The 20,160-nt window shown below is 67.9% G+C and carries 20 protein-coding genes; 12 read left to right on the forward strand and 8 right to left on the reverse strand.

Annotation, left to right across the window (positions count from 1 at the left end):
* The first annotated feature begins 76 nt into the window (after positions 1 to 76).
* Complete coding sequence (locus A3CU_RS0112200) at positions 77 to 1,180, forward strand: GDSL-type esterase/lipase family protein (RefSeq protein ID WP_043840982.1); 1,104 nt, start codon at positions 77 to 79, stop codon at positions 1,178 to 1,180.
* Positions 1,181 to 1,428: 248 nt separating this feature from the next.
* Complete coding sequence (locus A3CU_RS0112205; protein ID WP_027942529.1) at positions 1,429 to 2,238, forward strand: LLM class flavin-dependent oxidoreductase; 810 nt, start codon at positions 1,429 to 1,431, stop codon at positions 2,236 to 2,238.
* A 150-nt stretch (positions 2,239 to 2,388) separates the two neighbouring features.
* On the opposite strand, the gene A3CU_RS0112215 is transcribed toward A3CU_RS0112205, so the two are convergent.
* Positions 2,389 to 3,150: a hypothetical protein gene (locus tag A3CU_RS0112215; protein ID WP_052371664.1), complete on the reverse strand. Its 762-nt coding sequence runs from the start codon at positions 3,148 to 3,150 to the stop codon at positions 2,389 to 2,391.
* Between the two features lie 59 nt (positions 3,151 to 3,209).
* Here A3CU_RS0112215 and A3CU_RS44495 point away from each other — a divergent pair, with 59 nt between their 5' ends.
* Positions 3,210 to 4,490: an MFS transporter gene (locus A3CU_RS44495; protein WP_245617024.1), complete on the forward strand. Its 1,281-nt coding sequence runs from the start codon at positions 3,210 to 3,212 to the stop codon at positions 4,488 to 4,490.
* A 23-nt stretch (positions 4,491 to 4,513) separates the two neighbouring features.
* On the opposite strand, the gene A3CU_RS0112225 is transcribed toward A3CU_RS44495, so the two are convergent.
* Positions 4,514 to 4,915 (reverse strand): hypothetical protein, encoded by a 402-nt coding sequence (locus A3CU_RS0112225; protein ID WP_027942531.1) that lies wholly within the window; start codon positions 4,913 to 4,915, stop codon positions 4,514 to 4,516.
* Between the two features lie 111 nt (positions 4,916 to 5,026).
* On the opposite strand from A3CU_RS0112225, the gene A3CU_RS0112230 reads away from it, so the two are divergent.
* On the forward strand, positions 5,027 to 6,397 hold the full coding sequence (locus tag A3CU_RS0112230; protein WP_027942532.1) for an FAD-binding oxidoreductase: 1,371 nt from the start codon (positions 5,027 to 5,029) through the stop codon (positions 6,395 to 6,397).
* Between the two features lie 146 nt (positions 6,398 to 6,543).
* Here the strand turns inward: A3CU_RS0112230 and A3CU_RS0112235 are convergent, their stop codons facing one another.
* Both A3CU_RS0112235 and A3CU_RS0112240 read right to left on the reverse strand, forming a co-directional pair.
* Positions 6,544 to 7,707 (reverse strand): sensor histidine kinase, encoded by a 1,164-nt coding sequence (locus A3CU_RS0112235; protein WP_027942533.1) that lies wholly within the window; start codon positions 7,705 to 7,707, stop codon positions 6,544 to 6,546.
* Complete coding sequence (locus A3CU_RS0112240) at positions 7,707 to 8,363, reverse strand: response regulator transcription factor (RefSeq protein WP_027942534.1); 657 nt, start codon at positions 8,361 to 8,363, stop codon at positions 7,707 to 7,709. The genes A3CU_RS0112235 and A3CU_RS0112240 overlap by 1 nt, the downstream gene beginning before the upstream one ends.
* A gap of 134 nt (positions 8,364 to 8,497) precedes the next feature.
* Between A3CU_RS0112240 and A3CU_RS44500 the strand changes: the two genes are divergently transcribed.
* The 8 genes from A3CU_RS44500 to A3CU_RS0112280 all read left to right on the forward strand — a co-directional run bounded on the left by A3CU_RS44500 (position 8,498) and on the right by A3CU_RS0112280 (position 14,452).
* On the forward strand, positions 8,498 to 9,028 hold the full coding sequence (locus A3CU_RS44500) for a hypothetical protein (RefSeq protein WP_052371665.1): 531 nt from the start codon (positions 8,498 to 8,500) through the stop codon (positions 9,026 to 9,028).
* A 76-nt stretch (positions 9,029 to 9,104) separates the two neighbouring features.
* Positions 9,105 to 10,187, forward strand: a complete 1,083-nt coding sequence (locus A3CU_RS0112250; RefSeq protein ID WP_027942535.1) for a peptidoglycan-binding protein — start codon at positions 9,105 to 9,107, stop codon at positions 10,185 to 10,187.
* Complete coding sequence (locus A3CU_RS44505) at positions 10,184 to 10,888, forward strand: ABC transporter ATP-binding protein (RefSeq protein WP_052371666.1); 705 nt, start codon at positions 10,184 to 10,186, stop codon at positions 10,886 to 10,888. The genes A3CU_RS0112250 and A3CU_RS44505 overlap by 4 nt, the downstream gene beginning before the upstream one ends.
* 92 nt (positions 10,889 to 10,980) lie before the next feature.
* On the forward strand, positions 10,981 to 12,126 hold the full coding sequence (locus A3CU_RS0112260) for an ABC transporter permease (RefSeq protein ID WP_084143246.1): 1,146 nt from the start codon (positions 10,981 to 10,983) through the stop codon (positions 12,124 to 12,126).
* Between the two features lie 414 nt (positions 12,127 to 12,540).
* The gene (locus tag A3CU_RS0112265; protein WP_027942537.1) at positions 12,541 to 12,747 is read left to right on the forward strand and encodes a hypothetical protein; all 207 of its coding nucleotides are present in this window, start codon (positions 12,541 to 12,543) and stop codon (positions 12,745 to 12,747) included.
* Positions 12,748 to 12,774: 27 nt separating this feature from the next.
* A complete protein-coding gene (locus A3CU_RS0112270) occupies positions 12,775 to 13,296 on the forward strand; it encodes a WapI family immunity protein (protein ID WP_245617026.1) in 522 nt (173 codons plus the stop codon).
* 102 nt (positions 13,297 to 13,398) lie between these two features.
* The gene (locus tag A3CU_RS0112275; protein ID WP_156960335.1) at positions 13,399 to 13,821 is read left to right on the forward strand and encodes a hypothetical protein; all 423 of its coding nucleotides are present in this window, start codon (positions 13,399 to 13,401) and stop codon (positions 13,819 to 13,821) included.
* A gap of 34 nt (positions 13,822 to 13,855) precedes the next feature.
* Positions 13,856 to 14,452: an HD domain-containing protein gene (locus A3CU_RS0112280; protein WP_043840983.1), complete on the forward strand. Its 597-nt coding sequence runs from the start codon at positions 13,856 to 13,858 to the stop codon at positions 14,450 to 14,452.
* A 273-nt stretch (positions 14,453 to 14,725) separates the two neighbouring features.
* Here A3CU_RS0112280 and A3CU_RS0112285 read toward each other — a convergent pair whose 3' ends face one another.
* From A3CU_RS0112285 to A3CU_RS0112300, 4 genes are all read right to left on the reverse strand, one after another.
* Complete coding sequence (locus A3CU_RS0112285) at positions 14,726 to 15,163, reverse strand: nuclear transport factor 2 family protein (RefSeq protein WP_027942541.1); 438 nt, start codon at positions 15,161 to 15,163, stop codon at positions 14,726 to 14,728.
* Between the two features lie 109 nt (positions 15,164 to 15,272).
* Positions 15,273 to 19,001 carry an ABC transporter ATP-binding protein gene (locus tag A3CU_RS0112290; protein ID WP_156960353.1) on the reverse strand — a complete coding sequence of 1,243 codons (3,729 nt, stop codon included), beginning with the start codon at positions 18,999 to 19,001 and terminating at the stop codon, positions 15,273 to 15,275.
* Between the two features lie 25 nt (positions 19,002 to 19,026).
* Positions 19,027 to 19,593, reverse strand: a complete 567-nt coding sequence (locus tag A3CU_RS44510; RefSeq protein ID WP_211246405.1) for a hypothetical protein — start codon at positions 19,591 to 19,593, stop codon at positions 19,027 to 19,029.
* 114 nt (positions 19,594 to 19,707) lie between these two features.
* Positions 19,708 to 19,920 (reverse strand): hypothetical protein, encoded by a 213-nt coding sequence (locus tag A3CU_RS0112300; RefSeq protein WP_027942543.1) that lies wholly within the window; start codon positions 19,918 to 19,920, stop codon positions 19,708 to 19,710.
* Positions 19,921 to 20,160: the final 240 nt, after the last annotated feature.

The following is a 20,160-nucleotide window of genomic DNA, read 5'->3' on the forward strand; positions in this document are numbered from 1 at the left end:
CGGACGACTGTCTGAAGAGGACAGTCCTGACTTCCGCCTCAGCGTAAGCATTCCCCACACAACGAACGGAGCGACCATGATCTGGACAGCCGGCTTCCGCACCGCGGTGATCAGTCCCTACGAGCAGATCAAGCTCAGCGAGCCGCGCGGCTTCGCCGACCAGACGGTGCGCCACGTGCTCCGCATGGCCGGCGGCGGGCAACGCCTCCGCGTACGCCTGACGAACCGCTACGGCCGCACCCCCTTGACCATCGGCGCCGCACGGGCCGCCACCGAGCACGGGCAGGCCAGCATCACCTTCGACGGTGCCGAGCGGATCACCATTCCGCCGGGAGAAGAGGCAGTCAGTGACCCGATGGATCTGCCCGTCGCCCGCGCCGCCGAGGTGCTCCTCAGCATTTATCTCCCTGAGGAGACCGGTCTGGCCACCTATTCCCACCTGCCAAGGGAGAACGCGCGCATAGTCCGCGGGAACCACGTTGACTCGCCCGCACTCCCTGAGGCTGAGCAGGTAGAAGGCAGGTTCTACGTCTCGGGCATCGACGTGCTCGCCCCGGACGACACCGCGGTCGCCGTGGCGTTCGGCGACTCCTGGTTCGAAGGAGTCGGCACCACGATCGGCGCGAACAACCGTTCCGTGGACTTCCTCAACCGGCGCCTCGAGCGGGGCTGGGTCGTCAACCAGGGCATCGCCGGAAACCGGCTGCTGAAGGACGAGGTCGGCGAGCATGCGCTGGGGCGCTTCGACCGCGACGTTCTCTCGATTCCCGGCCTGACCCACGTCCTGGTGCACTTCGGGATCAACGACCTCGGCCTCGGCGGCATGTCCGGCGAGCCTCCCGCCACCTCCGATGCGCTCATGGAGGGGTTCAAGGCCCTGGCCCACCGCGCTCACCAGGCCGGCCTGAAGATCCTCGTGGCCACCATCGGCCCCTTCGCGGGCGCCATTTACCCCGGGATCAGTACCCCCGAGGGCCTTGCCGCCCGACGCGAGGTGAACGACTGGATCCGTACCACCGACGCTTTCGACGCCGTCTTTGATGTGGCACGGGCGGTCGAGGACCCCGAAGCCCCCGACTACATCCACCCTGCCCTGGACGGTGGCGACGGCATGCACCTCAACGACAAAGGCGCGGAAGCCATGGCCGACGCCGTAGACCTGGCAACCCTCCGCCTCTAGCGTCCTGGTCCGGTCACCGCGCGACTTCCCTTGTCGCTCGGTGATCTGGCCCGCGGGTCACGAGAGGCTGGACCGCATCCATGCCCGGTTGGTGATCGCTCAACGTCGAACGTCTCACCACACAGGAACGAACCATCTTCATCGCAGCCCTGCAGAAGACGTTTGGTCGCCAGCGAAGTCGTCCACAACCTCCTGCCCTTGCTCGCGTCGGCGGAATAGGGCACCGGCACCGCGGGTTGATCGCTGGTGTGACTGTTGAAATCGGTGTCATCCTGCCGACATCCACACCCGACCCCGCTCACCCGATCCTGGGTGATGTCCGGGAAAGCGCACGGTTCGCCGAGGCGGCCGGCCTCGACTCGATCTGGTCCACCGATCATCTGGTGGCGAGTGCCCCGATGCTCGACAGCACCGTGGTTCTGGCCGCCGCGGCGGCGGTGACCGAACGCATCACGGTCGGCTTCAACGTGATGTTGCTGGCCCTTCGGCCGGTGGCCTGGGCGGCGAAGCAGGTGAGCACGTTGCAGTACGTTTCCGGAAATCGACTCGTCCTGGGGATCGGCACCGGCAACCCAGCGCACGGCGACATCGGCTGGCGCGCGGCCGGGGTGTCCTATGCAGACCGTGGCCGGCGTACCGATGAGGCGCTGCGAGTGCTGCCGGATCTGGTCACCGGTAAGCGGACCGTGCTCGACGACGGTGTAGAAGTAGCGCTCGCCCCGGCTGCGAACATGCCTCCCGTCGTGGTGGCCGGCAACGGGCGGGCGGCGCTGCGCCGGGCGGCCAGGTACGGCGACGGCTGGGCGTCGATCGGACTGCCACCCGAGGAGATCGCGGAGAGTCTCGCGGAGATCGGCCGGCTCGCCGCCGAACTCGGCCGTCCAGCGCTCAAGGCCACGGTCGTCGGACCCGATGTGGGCACCGACCCGCAGCAAGCCGCCGCGCGACTGGCGGCCTACGAGGCGGCCGGAGTCGAGCGCGTGATCCTCGCGCCGACGGGCACGGACTGGCAGCGCGACTACGAGTTCGCGGCCAAGGTGCGCTCCGCGTACAACTAGGAGGGGCGGCGACTCAGCCTATTACCAGAAAGATCTCCTGGTTGCCGGACAGCTCGTGCATGCGTGACTCGTTACTCCCGAAAATCGGCATGAACGGGCCACTCATGAACGTGCTGACGCTGTGATCATGGGCGATTTCTCATCCGACTTCTACGGTGAAACTTCTACGGTGAATCCATAGTAGACGCGCCACTGCGGGGCAGGGTGTCCAGGCGGCAGCGGCACTCCTGTCAACGGCGGGACCGCCACCGCCTCCCAGTCGATCGCGTCCGAGCCATCCAAAAGATCTACAGCGCCGATCTCCTTGCCCCGGGAGTACGAGGTGAGGGTGAGCGGGCCGACGAATTCGTCGTAGTTCGCCAGCCAATAGTCGCAAGCCCAGCGCAATTCCTCGGGATCGGCGACCACCAGTCGAAACGTGGTGCATACCGAGCCGCTCCACAACTCGGTCCGCACCAGATGGTAGTCGTAGGGGAAGTCGCTTTCCGGGTAGTCGCGCTCGTCGAACACTTCGGCCAACGCCGCCAGGCACGCCTTGGGCGTGGGCGCCTCGGGATCCTCGCGCAGTACGTCGCCGAGCAACTCCTCCGCTTCCTCTCGCCGACGCGTGTTCGCCGACTCGATCTCCTCCTCCTCGGCACCCGGGGCGACGGCGACGATATCGAGGAGGTTCCGCCACGCCGCGGTCTGCGTGACCAGCAGGCTGCCCAGCAGCGTACGGGCCAGCGTGTCATGGGGGTGGGCGGTGACCGCTGCGCGCAACCATGGTTCACCGGCCCAGAACGGTCCGTCCTCCGCCAAGTTCCCATCCGGAAGCAGGCTCAACAACCGCCCGTACTCCCGGGCAGCCCCGGCATCGCCGTCCTGCGCCGCTGCCCGCAATGCGGCCACTCGCTCGGAGAAGATCGTCACGCCAGGCCACACTACTTGGCCGAGCGCACGCTCACCCGCGACCGAGGGGATGTCTGGCCTTGTCCGAAACCGAGCGCACTTTCCCATCAGACGACGAGTTCCCGACCGATCTGGCCCGCACCCGACCGGCGCCGCCCGGCCGGCGACCCCACCGGCGCGGGCTTTTCCTCGCGGCAACCATCATCGATGCCCTGGGCAGCGGGCTGTGGATGCCTTTCGCGCTGCTGTTCCTCGTCCACGCGCAGGGGTTCGGCCTGGTCGAGTCGGGGGCCGCGCTGAGCGGAGGGGCGCTGGTGGGCCTGGCCGGCGGACCCGTGTTGGGCTCGATCATGGACCGGGTGGGCGCCGCAACCATGTTGTTGGCGAGCAACATGGTGCGAGCGCTCGCGTTCGCCTGCTACCCGCTGGTCACAGCCGTGCCCCACATTGTCGTCGTCGCCGCGGTGGTCAGCATCGGCGACCGGCTGTTCTGGACCGCGAACGCCCCGATGATCACCTCGCTGACCGAGGGACGGGCGAGCGAGCGTTTGCTCGGGATCCAGACGGTGGCGCGTTTCGCCGGCAGCGGACTCGGCGCCGGCGGCTCGGCGCTGCTGCCCACCATGACCATCACCGCCTTCCACCTGATCGCCTACCTGAACGCGGCGAGCTTCGTCCTGGCCGCGGTTCTGATCTGGCTGGTTCGCCCAACTCGGCGTGAGCGTGTGCAGGCCAGCTCGGCCGCTCCGGTGCGGGGAAGCTGGGCCACCGTCCTGCGGGACCGTCCCTACGTCGCATTCTGCGGCGTGACCGTCCTGTTCACCCTGGCCAGCGTCGGCAAGTACTCGATGCTGCCCATCCTGGTCACCGATGTCCTGCATGGTCCACAGTGGGTGTTCGGTACCGCGATGGCCATCGGCACCGTGGTCATGGTCGCCGGCCAGCAGCCGATCCTTCGGTTCGTGGGCCGGTGGACCCGCGTCCGGGGCATGGTCACCGCCGCGGGCATCTTCGCCTGTTCGTTCGCCACCCTGATCCCGGCAAGCCTGGTCCCGGTAGGCGCCGCCGTGATCCTCATACTCGGCACCGCCGTGCTGTCCGCCATCGCCGAGGCGATCTTCGCTCCGCTGATGACGGCAGCGGCAGCAGCGGCCGCCCCGCAGGGCGCCGAAGGCAGGGCCAGCGCGCTGTTCCAACTCTCCTGGGCGGCATCCCAGGTAGCTGGGCCCGCGCTGCTGACCAGCCTGCTGTCCGCGGGGAACGCGGTACTTTGGCTCACCCTCACCGTCACCTCGGTGTGCGCGATCCCGGCCGTGGCGCTACTGAGCCGGAGGCTGCCGCACGGCGCCCTGGCGCGGTAGAACCCGAAGCACCCCGTCGTTCCTCAGTCCTCGGCTCCGCTGCCGAGCAGGCGCAGCGCGGAACCGTAGTTGAGCGTGTACTCCTCCGGTGAGGTGTCGCTCTTCTCGACCTTCAGCGCGCTGCGCTCGCTGGCCACCTCCAGCGGGATGCAGTTGTCCGGCGTGGGACAGGCTTGCCCCCGCACGACCACGGACGCGCGGCCTTCGGTCGCGTCCGTGTCCAGAACGTCGTACGAATCGATCTTCACGTGCGCGTCCGGGTGGCTCTGGAGCCAGTAGCGAACACGCTCCTTTCCCTGTTCGGAGGGGTACACCCAGGACACCACCTGATCCGCGGCGGTAGCCGGGCTCGGATGCGCCTTCAGCGTCTCCCCGCGATCGCGGACGGTCGAGATGTCCTTCGAGGGTTCATGCGACCGTGGCATCGACGCTGACTGTCCACTTCAGACTTTCTTTTGGTACCGCAGCCGGCTCGTAACCGGTGCCTGGCACCTCCTTCACGGCAGGGCCGGTAGCCTGGGCTGGCGGAGGTGGCGATGGAACCCGCTCGAATCGTGGCCGGCCTGCGTGCGCTCGTGCCGGCCGATCGCGTGCTGGACGACCGGCAGGTCATTCAGGGTTATCTGCAGGATCAGGCGGAGTGGGCGCCCTACGCCCAGGCGGCCACCGTGGTCCGGCCGCGCAGCACCGAGGAGGTCCGGGCGGTCGTCGCGTTCGCCGCCGAACACGGCGTACCCGTCGTACCGCGCGGTGCCGGCACGGGACTGTCCGGTGGGGCCAACGCCATCGAGGGCTGCGTCATCCTGTCCTTCGAGGCGATGAACGCCGTGCTGGAGATCAACGAGTCCGAGCCGTACGCGGTCGTGCAGCCCGGTGTCGTCAACGACGACCTGAGGGCGGCCTGTGCGGAGCGGGGCCTCTGGTACCCGCCGGACCCGGCCAGTGCACCGTGGTCGACGATCGGCGGGAACGTGGCGACCAACGCGGGCGGGATCTGCTGCGTGAAGTACGGCGTGACCCGGGACTACGTGCTCGCGCTGGAAGTCGTGACGGGACGCGGCGACGTGGTGCGGGTCGGCCGCCGGACGGCGAAGGGAGTCGCGGGTTACGACCTGTGCGGGCTGATGGTCGGATCGGAGGGCACGCTCGGCGTGATCACCGAGATCACCGTGCGGCTGCGGCCCGAACGTCCGCCGGAGCGCACCATCGCGGGATACTTCGACTCCATCGTGGCCGCGGGCCGGGCGGTCAGCGCGGTCTCGGCGTCCGGGGTCATCCCGTCGGCGCTGGAACTTGTGGACCGGCATTGCCTCGAAGCCGTGGATGCCTGGAAGAACATGGGCCTGTCCACCGAAGCCGACGTGGTACTGCTTGGCCGCTGCGACGCGAACAGTGACGAAGACGCCGAGGTGATCCGGCGATGCTTCGACGAGGCCGGCGCGTCCTGGGCCGCGGTGTCCACCGACGAGCAGGAGGCCGAAGCGCTGTTCGACGCCCGCCGCCTGGCGTATCCCGCGTTGGAGCGGCTCGGCCCGGTGCTCACCGAAGACGTGTGCGTGCCGAAGGCGAAGGTGCCGGAAATGTTGGCACGCATCGAAAAGACCGCCGCCGTGCACGACACGTTGATCGCCAACATCGCGCACGCCGGCGACGGCAACCTGCACCCGCTCCTGATCACGCCGATCGGCGACGATGCCGCCCGGCGGCGTGCGCAGGCAGCGTTCGAGGACATCATCTCCGACGCGATCGAGCTCGGCGGCACGGTCACCGGGGAGCACGGCGTCGGCCTCCTCAAACGAGACGGCCTCCGCCGCGAGGTCAGCCCGCTCGTGCTCGACCTGCACCGCGCGATCAAGAACGCCCTCGATCCGCTGGGCATCCTGAACCCGGGGAAGGTCTTCAGCTGACCCGGCCGCTACGTCCGGGTCATTCTGCCTGAACGCGGAATTCGCCTGCCTGGACCGGGGACACGGCGTCCTGGACCGGGGACACGGCGTCCTGAATCGGGAACTCAGCGTTTTGGAGTGGGGACACGGCGTCCTGAATCGGGGACTCAGGGTAGCTGGGGAGCGGTGGGCAGGGTGACGACGACGCGCAGTCCGCCTGCCTGCCCCGGTTCCGCCCGCACCGAACCGTGGTGCGCGGACGCGATCGAGCGAACGATGGACAGCCCGAGACCGGCGCCGTTCGTGCTTCCCGTGCGATCGCCGGCCAGCCTGCGGAAGGGTTCGAACAGGCTGGGCATGAACTCCGCCGGCACCGGCGGTCCGGTGTTTTCGACCACCAGCGCGGGTGTCTCGTCGACCGACACCCGGACTGTGCCGCCGGCCTCGTTGTAAAGGATCGCGTTGTGCACCAGGTTGCTCACGAGTCGTTCGAGCAGTACTTGTTCGCCGAGGACCGTGCGTGGCGTGAGCGTGCGATGCAGCGTGACGTCATGCTCGGAAGCCAGGCCTGCCATCGAGTCCAGCACCAGGTTCGCGACGTCGTCCAGGCGAACCGGTGCGCTGGTGGCCAGGCCCCGGTCGCTGCGGGCGAGGACGAGCAGGCCCTCGATGATCCGCTCACTACGTTCGTTGGTCTGCAACAGTTGTCTGCCCAGCCGCAGCACGTCCGGGCTCACGTCCGGGTCCGCCATCGCCACGTCGACGAGAGTGCGCTGCACGGCCAGCGGGGTACGCAGCTCGTGCGATGCGTTCGAGACGAACCGCCGCTGACTGTCGAATGTGGACGCCAGCCGGTCGAGCATGCTGTCGAAGGTGTCGGCGAGTTCCTTCAACTCGCCGGGCGGACCCTCCAGGTTGATCCGGCGGTCGAGGTTGTCCGCTTCCAGCCGCCGGGCGGTGGCGGTGATCGCGTGCACCGGCTGGAGCACCCGGCCCGCCATCAGCCAGCCGAAGAGCACGGCCAGCGCGCCGGTCAGCAGCAACGCGAACCCGCCCACGGTGATCACGGTCTGCACCGCCGAGCTGCGGTAGTCCGAGATCGACGTGACCAGGATCGTATCGCTGCCCTTGTCCCCGGCGCCGACCTGCGCAGGGGGGCCGATGTTCTGGCCCGACACGGTGCCGTTCTCCGCATGTCCGGCGAACCTCGACGCATCCGGGAGGTAGTGGGCCACGAGCAACCAGTTGACCAGCAACAGGATCGCGCCGACGAGCAGGAACAAACCGCCGTACAGCAGGGAAAACCGCGTCCGCAGCGAAAGTCTGCTCATCAGCCGAACCGGTAACCCGCGCCCGGCACGGTCTCGATCACCGGCGGCTCGCCGAGCTTGCGCCGCAGGGTTCCCAAAGCGACCCGCACCGCGTTGGTGAACGGGTCGGCGTGCTCGTCCCATGCCTTCTCCAGCAGGTCTTCCACGCTGACCACCGTGCCCTCCGCGCGCATCAGTACCTCCAGAACCGCGAACTCCTTGCGAGACAACGAAAGATGCCGGCCGTCCCGGGACGCCTGGTGCCGCGGCAGGTCCAGCACCACACCCGCCCGCGTCAGCACCGGCGGCAGCGCGGGCCGAGCCCGGCGGGCCAGCGCACGCACCCTGGCCACCAACTCCCCGAACGCGAACGGCTTGGTCAGGTAGTCGTCCGCGCCGGTGTCCAACCCGGTGATCCGGTCGTCGATACCCGCCGCCGCGGTCAGCATGAGGATCTTGGCTTCGCCGCCGTCGGCAAGCAGTGCCTTGCACACCTCGTCGCCGTGTGTGCCGGGTAGATCGCGGTCGAGTATCACGACGTCATAGGCGTGTACTCCCACGCGTTCCAGGGCGGCATCGCCGTCGTAGCAGACGTCCACGGCCATGGCCAGCCTGCGTAAGCCCTCGGCGACCGTGTCCGCGAGAAGCCGTTCGTCCTCGACGACGAGTACCCGCACCCGCACCGCCTTCCCTCGTGTTCACCGCCATCGTCCGGCATCGCAGTTAAGCACGGGATAAGCGAATTCGCTTAACGCCGCCAGCGCGCGCGACCGCTAGAACTTGACACGCTTTCGAACCGAAGGAGGAAACCATGCGAATCGGATGGCGACTGGCGATCACCGCCGGTGCGATGTTCGTGCTGTCGACCGCGTGCAGCCAGAACGGCGGCGGCGACAAGGTCGCATCGATCTCTTCGGCAGCCACGGCCACGGCCGCTGCTGCCGCCGGGGGCACCGATGAGGACAAGGTGCGGGAGTATGTCCAATGCATGCGGGATCACGGCGTCAACATGCCGGACCCGAAGATCGGCGCCAACGGCGACTTCGGCCTCGCCATTCCGGACGGAGTCGACAAGTCGAAGGTGGACGCGGCCGACCCGGCATGCCGGAGCCTCATGCCCAATGGCGGGGCACCGAAGCCGGCCACCGCGGAAGAGCTCGACAAGCAGCTCCAACTCGCCAAATGCCTGCGCGAGCACGGAGTTGACGTCAAGGATCCGACGCCCGACCACCCAGGAATCCAACTCCAGAACGACGGGCCCCCCGACCAGAAGGTCGATGCGGCGATGGCCGCGTGCGGCGCCTTGGGGGGCGGCGGCGTTCACTCCCAGGTCGGTGGCTGATGAGAAGTCCGGTGTCAAGTCGCGGGAATCAAGGTGACCATCTCGCGGTCGCGCACAAAGTCGCGGAGGAGCACTGATGACCGAGAGTGAGGGACCGCAGCTGCTGCGGCGCAGGCGCCGGCTTCGCTGGCTCGGCGCGGGAGTGGTGGCGCTGGCCGTGTTCGGCGCGGGCACCGTGGTGATCGTCGCCCGGGCCGGCACCAGTCCGCCGGCGCCCACCCAGGCCGCCCCGGGCCCGGCCGCGACCGCCGAGGTGGTGCGCACCGACCTGGCCGAACAGGACACCGAGGACGGCACCCTCGGCTACGGCGCCGAACGCACGTTGACCGGCAAGCAGCCGGGGACGATCACCTGGCTGCCCGACCCTGGCACGGTGGTCGAGCGCGGCCAGCCGGCGTACAAAGTGGACAACAAGCCCGTTCCGTTGTTCTACGGAGACACGCCACTGTACCGGAATTTGGCTCCGGGCATCACAAAGGGACCCGACGTGCAGGTTCTCGAAGAGAACCTCAAGGCGCTCGGCTTCACCGGATTCGGCACCCCGGACACCACTTTCACCGACGCGACCGCGAACGCCGTCAAGCGCTGGCAGCGTTCGCTCGGCCGCGCCGAAACCGGCGTCGTCACTCCGGACGACGTGGTTGTGCAGCCCGGTCCGGTCCGGATCTCGTCCGTCTCCGCTCAGGTCGGGGACCCGGCCGGCGGGCCATTGATGAAGGCCACCGGCACCCAGCACGCGGTCATCGTCAAGCTCGATGTCAGCCGGCAGAACATCGTCAAGCTGGGCGACAAGGTGTCACTGAACATCATCAGCGTTGGCAACACCACGGGCACGGTCAGTTCCATCGGGACGGCCGCGGTCGCGGACGACAAGAGTGGCCCCAAGATCGACGTAACGATCACGCTGGATGACCAGAAGGCCGTGGGCAAGCTGGACTCGGCGCCGGTCAGCGCCACGTTCACCACCGGCAGTCACCCGGGCGTGCTCGCGGTGCCGGTCGGTGCGCTGCTCGCACTGGCCGAAGGCGGAATGGCGGTCGAGGTCGTGGAAGACTCGGGTACGCACCTGGTGGCCGTCCAAACCGGACTGTTCGCGCGCGGTCTGGTCGAGGTGACCGGCGACCTGCACGAGGGCCAGCGGGTGGTGACCACCTCATGACCCCGGTGCTGGAGCTGCGTGAGGTGAGCAAGACCTATCCGGGCGGGGTAACGGCCTTACGCGGCGTCTCGCTGCAGATACAGAGCGGCGAGCTGGTGGCGATCGTCGGGCCTTCCGGGTCCGGTAAGTCGACGCTGCTGCAACTGCTGGGCACGCTGGACCGGCCGAGCGCGGGCACGGTCGAAGTGCGTGGGCACGACGTCGCCCAGTTGCCCGATCGCCGGTTGTCCGCGCTGCGCTCGGCCTGGATCGGATTCGTGTTCCAGCAGTTCTTCCTGACCGAGGGCTTGACGGCGGTGGACAACGTGGCGAGTGGACTGGCTTACGCGGGGATTCCGCGACGGCGCAGACGGGAGTTGGCGACGTCCGCACTGGACCGGGTCGGCCTGGGCCACCGGGCCGACCACCTGCCAGGCGAGCTGTCCGGTGGCGAGCGACAGCGCGTGGCGATCGCGCGCGCCGTCGTCACCCGGCCGCCGATCGTGCTCGCCGACGAGCCGACCGGGAACCTGGACACCCGCACCGGCGCGGGCATCTTGTCGCTGCTGGCCGACCTGAACGACAGCGGCACGACCGTCGTCATCATCACGCACGCGCAGGAGGTCGCGAACCGCGCGCCGCGCCGGATCCAGGTACGCGACGGCGAGATCCGCGCCGACACCGCGGAAGCCGACACCGTAGAAGTGGAGGTGCTCCGGTGACCGTGCTCAAGGCAGTACCGGCGCTGGACGCCGAGGCCGCGCCGCTACCGAAGCCGACCAGGCTAAGCCCACGGGACGTGCTGGGGCACGGCATGCACGGGATGCGTACCCGGCCGTTGCGGGCCGTGCTGTCCGCGCTGGGGATCGCGATCGGCATCGCGGCGATCGTCGCGGTGGTGAGCATCCCGGCGTCCAGCGCCCAGGCCCTCAGCGACCGGCTCGCCGCGCTGGGCACCAACCTGCTGCGCGCCCAACCCGGGCAGCAGCTGATCGGTGGGGGTACGGCCAAGCTGCCGGTGGAGTCCGTGGCGATGGCCAAGCGAGTCAAGCCGGTCACCGCGGTCAGCGCGACGGGATTGACCACGGCGACGGTGCGCCGCACCGACCGGATCGACGTCGACGAGACGTCGGGGCTGACCGTGCTGGCGGCGACCCCGGACCTGCTCGGCCTGCTCGGCGGGCAGTTGCATGCCGGGACCTTCCTCGACGCGGCCAACTCCCGGTATCCCGCCGTGGTGCTCGGTTCCGTCGCCGCGACGAGACTCGGCATCCTGGATGTCCCCGTCGGATCCCCGCCCCAGGTGTGGATCGGAAACCAGTGGTTCACCGTCGTGGGCATCCTCGATGCGACGACGCTGGCGCCGGAGATCGAGCGGTCGGTACTCGTCGGCTGGGACGTCGCCACGACCAGGCTCGGCTTCGACGGCCACCCGAGCACGGTCTACCTGAAGTGTGCGGAGTCCGAAGTGGAAAGTGTGCGCGGGGTGCTCGGTGCCACTCTCAACCCGGAACAGCCCGGCGAGGTCAAGGTGACCAGGCCGTCCGACGCGCTGGCCGCCAAGCGGCTTTCGGACTCCTCGTTCAGCGCGCTTTTCCTTGCCCTGGGCGGAGTCGCACTGCTCGTCGGCGGTGTCGGGGTGGCCAACACCATGGTGATCTCGGTGCTGGAGCGGCGCCGGGAGATCGGCCTGCGCCGGGCACTCGGCGCGACCAGGCGGCAGGTGCGCGGCCAGTTCCTGGCGGAATCGATGCTGTTGTCCGGGCTCGGTGGAGTGGTCGGGGTGCTCTTGGGAGTTGCCGTGACGGCGGGATACGCCTTGATCCAGCATTGGCCCGCCGTGCTGCCACCGGTGGCGCTGTTCGGCGGCGTGGGAGTGGCCGCCGTCGTCGGTGCGCTGGCCGGCGCCTATCCCGCCATGCGTGCCGCCCGCCTGACCCCCACCGAGGCCCTGTCCTGACCGCCCACCCCACCTCCCGCGAGTCCCCCGTTCCCGTCGTGCGTGTCCCACACTCCCGTCGTGCGTGTCCCACACTCCGGTCGCGCGTGTCCCACACTCCCGTCGCGCGTGTCCCACACTCCGGTCGCGCGAGTTCCTCACTCACGCCGGGTGAGTTCTGGGTTCGGGTCTGAGTTCGTCCCTATGGCGGTGGCTCCTGGAGAGACTTTTCCCGGGAGTCACCGCCCGCTTGTCCGGCATTCGGGTTGGTCCTTACCGTGTTGGCGAATACCGTGATATTTAATGCAACGACTGGGGTTGCCGTGGACTAGACTTCGAGGCGCACATACGACTCTTCGCGGTTCGCCTGCACCTGGAGTTCGTGCGGTTTGTCGAAGGGTGATGAGTGTGGGGACAAGGGAACGGTGGGCGCACGTGGTGATGCGTCCGTCGGCGTATGGGTTGACGACGTTCGACCAGGCCGCGCACTTCCTTCTTGGTTTCAACGCGGCTTTGGAATTCGAGTTCCTTGGCCGTTTCAATGAAAGACTCGCGGAAGAGTTCAGCGAGGGTCGGAATCTGATGTGGCCCGGCCTGGCACGCTTGGTGATTTCCCGGCGTCTGGAGGGGACCGGTCGTTAGCTGGACGAACTCGACGCGAAAGAGCAGATGAACTTGCTGTTCGTGCTGGTCAACGAGTTCCTCGACGGTGAAATGTTCGATGAAGAGGATGCTGACGACCCGGATTCGGTGGTCATCGGCTCGGCGGCCGGTGATCGTGCCGTGATCGAGGTACTGGGCCGCATGCACCCGGAGGCCAACGATTTCTGGGATGGGAACTGGTTGTTCAGCCCGGTCGAGGTGGTAACTGGGGGATTTACCGGACGGGTACCCGCCGGTCTGCGTGCCGACGAGTTGCGCAGCTTCCGCGATGAGTTGGTCAGGGCATACCAGGACTTCGGTGGTGTCGCCCGGCTCGAGTCCATGGAGGACTGGTTGAGCCTGACCGTTACGGTGAAGCCGTCCGGGCACGTCGAAATCGACGGTGTGGCCGTCGATCGCATGGGAAGCAAGAACAGGCTGGCGTTCCACATCACCGATCTCGACCAGTCTCATCTGCCGACGATGATCGACTCGCTGACCGCGATCGAGGAAAAGTTCCCGGCCGTGGGTAAACGCCAGGGAGGTTGAATGGTCAGAGTTGGTCCGCCGGTGATCTTTTCATTGAAGGTGCCAAGTCCTGCATCAGCGATTGTACTGTAAATTTGTCTCAGTAGTCGGAGGGTGATGAGAATGGAACCACGGGAAAGATGGGCGCACGTGGTGATGCGTCCCTCGGCCTATGGGTTGACGAAGTTCGACCAGACTGCGACCTTTCTTTATGGTTTCAACGTAGCGTTGGACTTCGAGTTCCTCGATCGTTTCAACGACTGGCTCGCGGAGGAGTTGGGCGGGCGTCATAATTTGGGGTGGCCGTCCAATGCGTATATGGTGATCTCCCGGCGGCTGGAGGCCGCCGGCAGATCGATCGACGAACTCGACCAGGAAGAACAAATGAGGGCCCTGTTCACGCTGGTCAACGAGTTTCTCGAACTTCGCGACCGGGGTGCGGCGAACCCGTTGACCCCGTATGAGTACTACGCCCGGAAATGGGCGGCGGGATCGACCGGGGGTGGAGCCGACGACATCAGGTCCAGCGAGGCCGATAAAGCCTGAATAGCCACAGGGCCGGTGCCGTTACCCTGGCACGGTGACAACCACGGACGCGCTGTCGATCGCCACGGACGATTGCCTCGGGCCGCAGCTTCGACCGCTGCCTACGAAGGTGGCCGAGTTGCTACAACGACTCGACGCTCCGCCGCGGCTCGTTGCTCATCTTCGCGCAGTCCATGACGTTGCCGTGCAGCTCGTTGACTGGGTGGAAGCGCAATATCCCGCAAGGGAATTCGATCGAGAGGCGGTTCTTTTCGGGGCTGCCACACACGATATCGGCAAGACCCTGTATGTCGACGAGCTTTCCGGTCCTGGTTCGGAACACGAGCAGGCTGGGCGAGAACTTCTACTGGCTCACGGGGTGGACGCCGAGTTGGCCCGCTTCGCAGGTACTCATTCCTCCTGGGGTACCCCGGGCGTCGGCATAGAAGACCTGCTGGTGAGTCTTGCCGACAAGATCTGGAAGAACAAGCGTGTCTCCGGCCTGGAAGACCTCGTCGTGGCCGAACTCGCCCATGCCAGCGGCCGGGCTGCTTGGGAGGAATTCATGAATCTCGACGAGATCCTGACCCGCATCGGCGACGGCGCCGAGGAGCGGCTCGCCTACCAAATGTCTTACCCGGTGCGCTACTGACGTTACCTTGAATCCTTGGTCCTTGACAGGTACCCGGTATCGCGCGCGTGTCCCACACTCCGGTCGCGCGAGTTCTGCGTCCGGGGTCCGATTTCGTCTCCATGGCGACGGTGGCTCCCGGGAAGCTTTCCTGGGAGCCACCGGCCCTTGACTGGTTTCGGGTCGCTTTCATATGTAGGTCACCTGACGGTCTTGGGTGAGCCGCGATGGTCAACGCCGCCAAGAGTGCTGTGACGACCGGCGGCATGACACCTCCACGTGGCGACGGGGCTATCAAATAGGCGAACAAGCGTCGGAAATCGCTGCGGTGTCCCAGTAGAATGGGTGCACCTCGGTGATGCACGCGTCCTCGACAGTGATCGTCTGCAAGATCGGGAAACGAAGCTCACGGCCCGTGGCTCGAGCACGTGCGTGCACATGCGTACGGACGACGAGTGGGCTGGTGCTCGTCAGGAACTCCTGGTCCACCATCTCAAAGACATCCCACGCACGGCTCATCGCGAGGAAGAATTGTTCCAAGCCCGCGTGGCCGCGCCAAAGCCCGCCATAGGGCAGTGCGTCGGCCTGGTGTACCTCAACGTTTGGAGAGAAGAACGGCGCGAGCGGCGTAAACGACGCTTTTCCCGGGCCACCAGAAGCGAGATACTTTGCTTCCGCCGCATACATACCTTTCAGTACAGACATGGCGTCCGCTCGCGATGACATGGTCATGACAACGACTATGGACCGCCCACCACTTACCTCGCTGGCGGGAATGCGCCATCGCGGTCGTCCCGGCGACGGCGCCGAGGAGCGGCCGACGTGAACGGCAGAACGACCGTCACGAATGCTGCCCGGTGTGCCAGAGGCGGGCGTAGTGGCCGTTCGCGGCGAGCAACTCGTCGTGGGTGCCCTGTTCGATGACCCGGCCGTGGTCGAGCACGATGATCCGGTCGGCGCGAGCGGCCGTCGCCAACCGGTGCGCGACCACGAACGTGGTGCGCCGCCGGGTCAGGTTCTCGGTCGCCCGCAGCACCGTGGCTTCGGCCGAGGGGTCAAGCGCGGCGGTCGCCTCGTCGAGCAGCAGCACGTCCGGATCGACCAGTTCGGCGCGGGCCAGCGCGATCAGTTGCCGCTGTCCCGACGACAGGGACCGCCCGCGCTCGCCCACTGGCTGCCGGAACCCGGCGGGCAGTGCGGCGACCCCGTCGAGAGCGCCGACGGCCCGCACCGCCGCCTCGACTTCCGCGTCGCTGGCCGACGGCCGGCCGTAGCGCACGTTGTCGGCCACGGTGCCGGAGAACAGGTGCGCCTCCTGCGGCACCACGCCCATCCGGTGGCGCAACCCCGCGAGGTCGTAGTTGCGCACGTCGATCCCGTCGATGCTGACCTTCCCGCCGGTCGCGTCGTAGAACCGCGCCACCAGCTTGACCGCGGTCGACTTGCCCGCGCCGGTCTCGCCGACCAGTGCGACGGTTTCGCCCGGTGCCACCTTCAGCGAGACGTCCGACAGCGCGCGGGAATCCGTGTTCTGGTAAGCGAAATCGACCGCGTCGAAGGTCACTTCGCCGGCCAGGTGGTCCGGCGTCGAAACCGGGTTCGACGCGGGCGGCACCGACGTGGGGGTGCGCAGCAGTTCGCCGATTCGCTGCAGGCCGACCTTCGCTTGCTGGTAGCCGTCGAACACGCTGGACAGCTGTTGGATCGGGGAGAAGAACAGGTTGAGGTAGAGCAGGAACGCCAGCAGCACGCCGATCGGCAGGCTGCCCGCCGCCACGCGGTTCGCCCCGGCGACCAGCACGATCGCCTCCGCGACGCCGGAAAGCAGGGTGACGAAAGGGAAGTACGTCGCCACGTACCGCTGTGCGCGCAGCCGTGACCTGCGGTAGGCATCGCTGCGGGAGGCGAACATCTCGGCCGAACGTTGCTCCCGGCTGAAAGCCTGGGCGACTCGCAGCCCCGAGACGTTCTCCTGCATATCGGCGTTGACCACGCTCACCTTTTCCCGCGCCTCGCTGTACGCGGCGCTCGACAGCCGACGGAAGATCACCGTCGCGACGGCGAGGATCGGCAGCACGGAAAGCGCGTACAGGGCCAGGGACAGGTCCGTGAACAGCAGGGCGGCGGAGATACCGAGCAGGGTGAGCGCGCTGATCACCGCCTGGGCGAGCCCGGTCTGCAGGAACGTGGACAGCGCGTCGACGTCGGTCGTCATCCGGGTCATGATGCGGCCGGAGAGCTCGCGCTCGTAGAAGTCGAGCCCGAGCCGTTGCAGGTGTGCGTAGCTGCGCACGCGCAGCGAGTACAGCACCGTTTCCCCGGCACGCGCGGTGAGCCTGGTCTGTGCGTTGATCGCGCCCCAGTCCGCGATGACCAGCACCGCGCCGAACGCGGCGGCGAGCCAGATCGCCCCGGCCACGCCGGGACGTACCCCGTGGTCGACTCCCTGCTGGTAGAGCGCGGGCAGTGCGATCGAGGCGGCCGCGTCGAGCCCGACCAGGGCGATCACCACGGCGAGCAGCCCACGCACCGGTCTGAGCAGGCGGGACAGGCGGAAGCCCGGATCGGGCGCGGTGACCTGGTCCGGGGTCAGTGCGGGCTCGTCGGTGGCGGGCGGGAGTTTGCGCACGCCTTCGAGGAGTTCCTCGGTGGGCGGGAGGTCCAGGGTGGCGCCCATGCCGCCAAGTCGGCCTGTCGACATTTCGGCTCGCGTCTGGGTCGCGGCATCGGCCTGCTCGCGCGGTTCCGGCCAGAGTTCGGCGGTTACGCCGGCTTCGGGCTGGGCGCCGCAGTCGCGGTGCCGGTGCACCTCCTCGACGCCTTCGCCGGGGCCGGACACGAGCTCCCCGAACAGTTCGCACCGAGCTTCGAGCTCCTCGGCGGTGCCGACGTCGACCACCTTCCCGGCGTCGAGCACGGCGATGCGGTCCGCCAGTGCGAGGCTCGACCGGCGGTGTGCGATGAGCAGGGTGGTGCGGGCGCCGTCCGTGCCCGGTGCCGTCGCCCGCCGCCGCAGCAGCCGCCGGAGGGTTTCGTGGATCGCGGCCTCGGTCACCGTGTCGACCGCCGAGGTCGCGTCGTCCATGATCAGCACGCGCGGGTCGGTGATCAGTGCCCGCGCCAGCCCGATCCGCTGCCGCTGGCCGCCGGACAGCGTCATCCCGCGCTCGCCGACCTCGGTGTCGTAGCCCGCGGGGAGCTGGCTGATGAAGTCGTGTGCCTCGGCCGCCTTCGCCGCCGCGACGACCTCCTCGTCGGTGGCGTCCGGCCGGCCGTAGGCGATGTTGTCCCGGATCGAGGCGGAGAACAGGAACGCCTCCTCGAACACGACGCCGATCGCCTTGCGCAGCTCGGCGAGCTTGACGTCGCGGACGTCACAGTCTCCTATGTGGACGGAGCCGGCGTGCACGTCGTAGAACCTGGGCAGCAACAGGGAGATCGTGGACTTGCCGGAGCCCGCGGTGCCGACCAGCGCGAGCGTCTCGCCGGGCTGGACCGACAGCGAGAGGCCGTTGAGCACCGGTTCCGACCGGGTGTAGCCGAACCGTACGTCGTCGAGGCGGATGCCGAGCGGTCCCGTCGGCAGCTCTCGGGCGTCCGGTGCGTCCTTGACCTCCGGCTGCGCGTCGATCAACTCGTACACCCGGTCCGCGCCCGCGCGGGTCAGCTGGGCCTGCACGACCATCGACGACAGCATGCGGGCGGGCCCGACGAGGCCGGACAGGTAGCTGGCGAAGGCGAGGAAGGTGCCGATGGTGACCTGGCCGTTGAGCGCCAGGATGCCGCCGAAGGCGAGCACCGCGATCTGGCCCAAGGCCGGCAGCGCGGACGTGGTGGCGGTGGGCTGCGCCGCGAGCCGGGCCGCGCGGAGCCGTTCGGCGAACAGCCGCCGCGCCGTCTTCTCCAGCCGCGCCACCTCGCGGACCTCCTGACCGAAGCCCTTGACGACGCGGACGCCGGTCACGGTCTCCTCGACGTGCTGGGCCACGTCGGCGGCGCGTTGCTGGGCGGACCAAGTGGCGGGGAACAGCCGCTTGCGGGACATGCCCGCGACGATCGCGATCGCGGGCACGATGACCAGCGCGATCACGGTGAGCAGGGGCGACATCCAGAGCATGGCGCCGACCGAGAACAACGCGAGCACCACCGCGCCCGCCGAGATCGGCGTCATCATCACCAGCGAAACGACCAGTTGCAGGTCGGTGATCGCGCGGGAGACCACCTGGCCGGTCTGCAGCGAGTCCTGCCTGCCGCCGTCCAGCCGGGACACCGAGGCGAACACCTTCTGCCGGAGGTCGTGCTGCAGGTCGAGCGCCATCCGGCCGCCTACGTACCGTCGGACGAACGCGGTGCCGAACATCAGCAACTGCACGCCGATGAGTCCGGCGGCGAGCCAGCCGAGGCCCGCGGTGTGCCCGCCGACCGCGTCATCGACGGCGACCTTGACGATCAGCGGCGTGACGGCTTGTAACCCGACGCTCGTCACCGCCGCGGCAAGGGAAAACACGACGGTCCACGGATGGCGCCAGCATTCGGCCGCAAGCCGGGCGATCCAGCCAGACGTTTTCAGGGTCACCCTGCCACCCTAAGCACCCTCACCGACATTCCTTCGCTCCCACAAACGATGTGTTCTGCCTCGCACGAAGGCGGCCCGGCCATGCTTCACGAGGTTCCACGAATCCCGGCGGCTCGGCCATCACGACGACACGGTCCGCCGCGACGTCGAAGCCGAGCACGGGATGGCTTCCGTCACCGCCCTCGGAGTCCATCAGCACCGACTTGCCCAAGCGCCGCCCGATCGCCGTGAGGAAACCGCAGAACACATCGAGTCGCTCCTGCCCCTGCAGCTCCCGCAGGTCGACATCGAAGTCGATTCGTTCGTCCGCACGAAACCGGAAGATCGCCAGAATCTCCGCGGTCGGCCAGACTCGCAGTTCAGGGCACTCGGCGCCGACCGGACGGGACAGCACGGTCGCCGCCCGGGGCACCGGCAGCACGGTCGTTCCCTCGGAGTACTGGCACGTCCAGCCCTGCGCGGCGACGAGATCAAGCACCTTCTGCCAGTCCTCCACCGAGGTGTTCCACACCCAAACGTCCGGCAAATCCCCCATAAACCCCCGGTCGAAGAACCACCTGACCTCATCCCACACCAGATCACCCACCCCGCCATCGTGCCCCTCCCCCCATCCCACAGCCCGCCATTTTCACGCCCCTAAACCCCTCATCGCCACACTTCCACCCCTCCGCCGGCTCCCTCACGAACCCAAGGAACCCCCTCAGCGCCCCCGAACCGGGAACCCACCGCCCTGAACCGGGGACACGTATGCCTGGACCGGAAACTCGACGTCCTGAACCGGGAACTCGCCGTCCTGTACCGGGAACTCGCCGTCCTGTACCGGGAACTCGGCGTCCTGAACCGGGAACTCACCGTCCTGAACCGGGGACACGCGCGGCCGAACCGGGAACTCGGCGTCCTGAACTGGGGACACACCCGAGATGCAGCAACGGACGGATGCCAACGTTCGTCGCGGCACTCACAGACCAACCGACCGATGTCGCGGATGGGGGTCCAGGGGGCGAAGCCCCTTGGCGGGGGTCTGGGGGTTCGACCCCCAGAGAAAAAGACTGTGTCGAGCGCAACGGGGAAGTCGGGGAACCGACGAACAGGGGCGGCCCGCTCGACCAGCCTGGGGGTCACTGGGAGCGGGCCGCCACCGACAAGTTTAGGC

Origin of the sequence: Amycolatopsis taiwanensis DSM 45107, from assembly GCF_000519205.1 — a bacterium.
GTDB lineage: Bacteria > Actinomycetota > Actinomycetes > Mycobacteriales > Pseudonocardiaceae > Amycolatopsis_E > Amycolatopsis_E taiwanensis.

Bases quoted from the DNA above. Each gene is read 5' to 3' on its own strand.
- A3CU_RS0112200 (WP_043840982.1), top strand. From the start codon at position 77: ATGATCTGGACAGCCGGCTTCCGCACCGCGGTGATCAGTCCCTACGAG.
- A3CU_RS0112225 (WP_027942531.1), bottom strand. From the start codon at position 4,915: ATGCCACGGTCGCATGAACCCTCGAAGGACATCTCGACCGTCCGCGAT.
- A3CU_RS0112230 (WP_027942532.1), top strand. From the start codon at position 5,027: ATGGAACCCGCTCGAATCGTGGCCGGCCTGCGTGCGCTCGTGCCGGCC.
- A3CU_RS0112235 (WP_027942533.1), bottom strand. From the start codon at position 7,707: ATGAGCAGACTTTCGCTGCGGACGCGGTTTTCCCTGCTGTACGGCGGT.
- A3CU_RS44500 (WP_052371665.1), top strand. From the start codon at position 8,498: ATGCGAATCGGATGGCGACTGGCGATCACCGCCGGTGCGATGTTCGTG.
- A3CU_RS0112250 (WP_027942535.1), top strand. From the start codon at position 9,105: ATGACCGAGAGTGAGGGACCGCAGCTGCTGCGGCGCAGGCGCCGGCTT.
- A3CU_RS44505 (WP_052371666.1), top strand. From the start codon at position 10,184: ATGACCCCGGTGCTGGAGCTGCGTGAGGTGAGCAAGACCTATCCGGGC.
- A3CU_RS0112260 (WP_084143246.1), top strand. From the start codon at position 10,981: ATGCACGGGATGCGTACCCGGCCGTTGCGGGCCGTGCTGTCCGCGCTG.
- A3CU_RS0112270 (WP_245617026.1), top strand. From the start codon at position 12,775: ATGAACTTGCTGTTCGTGCTGGTCAACGAGTTCCTCGACGGTGAAATG.
- A3CU_RS0112275 (WP_156960335.1), top strand. From the start codon at position 13,399: ATGGAACCACGGGAAAGATGGGCGCACGTGGTGATGCGTCCCTCGGCC.
- A3CU_RS0112285 (WP_027942541.1), bottom strand. From the start codon at position 15,163: ATGACCATGTCATCGCGAGCGGACGCCATGTCTGTACTGAAAGGTATG.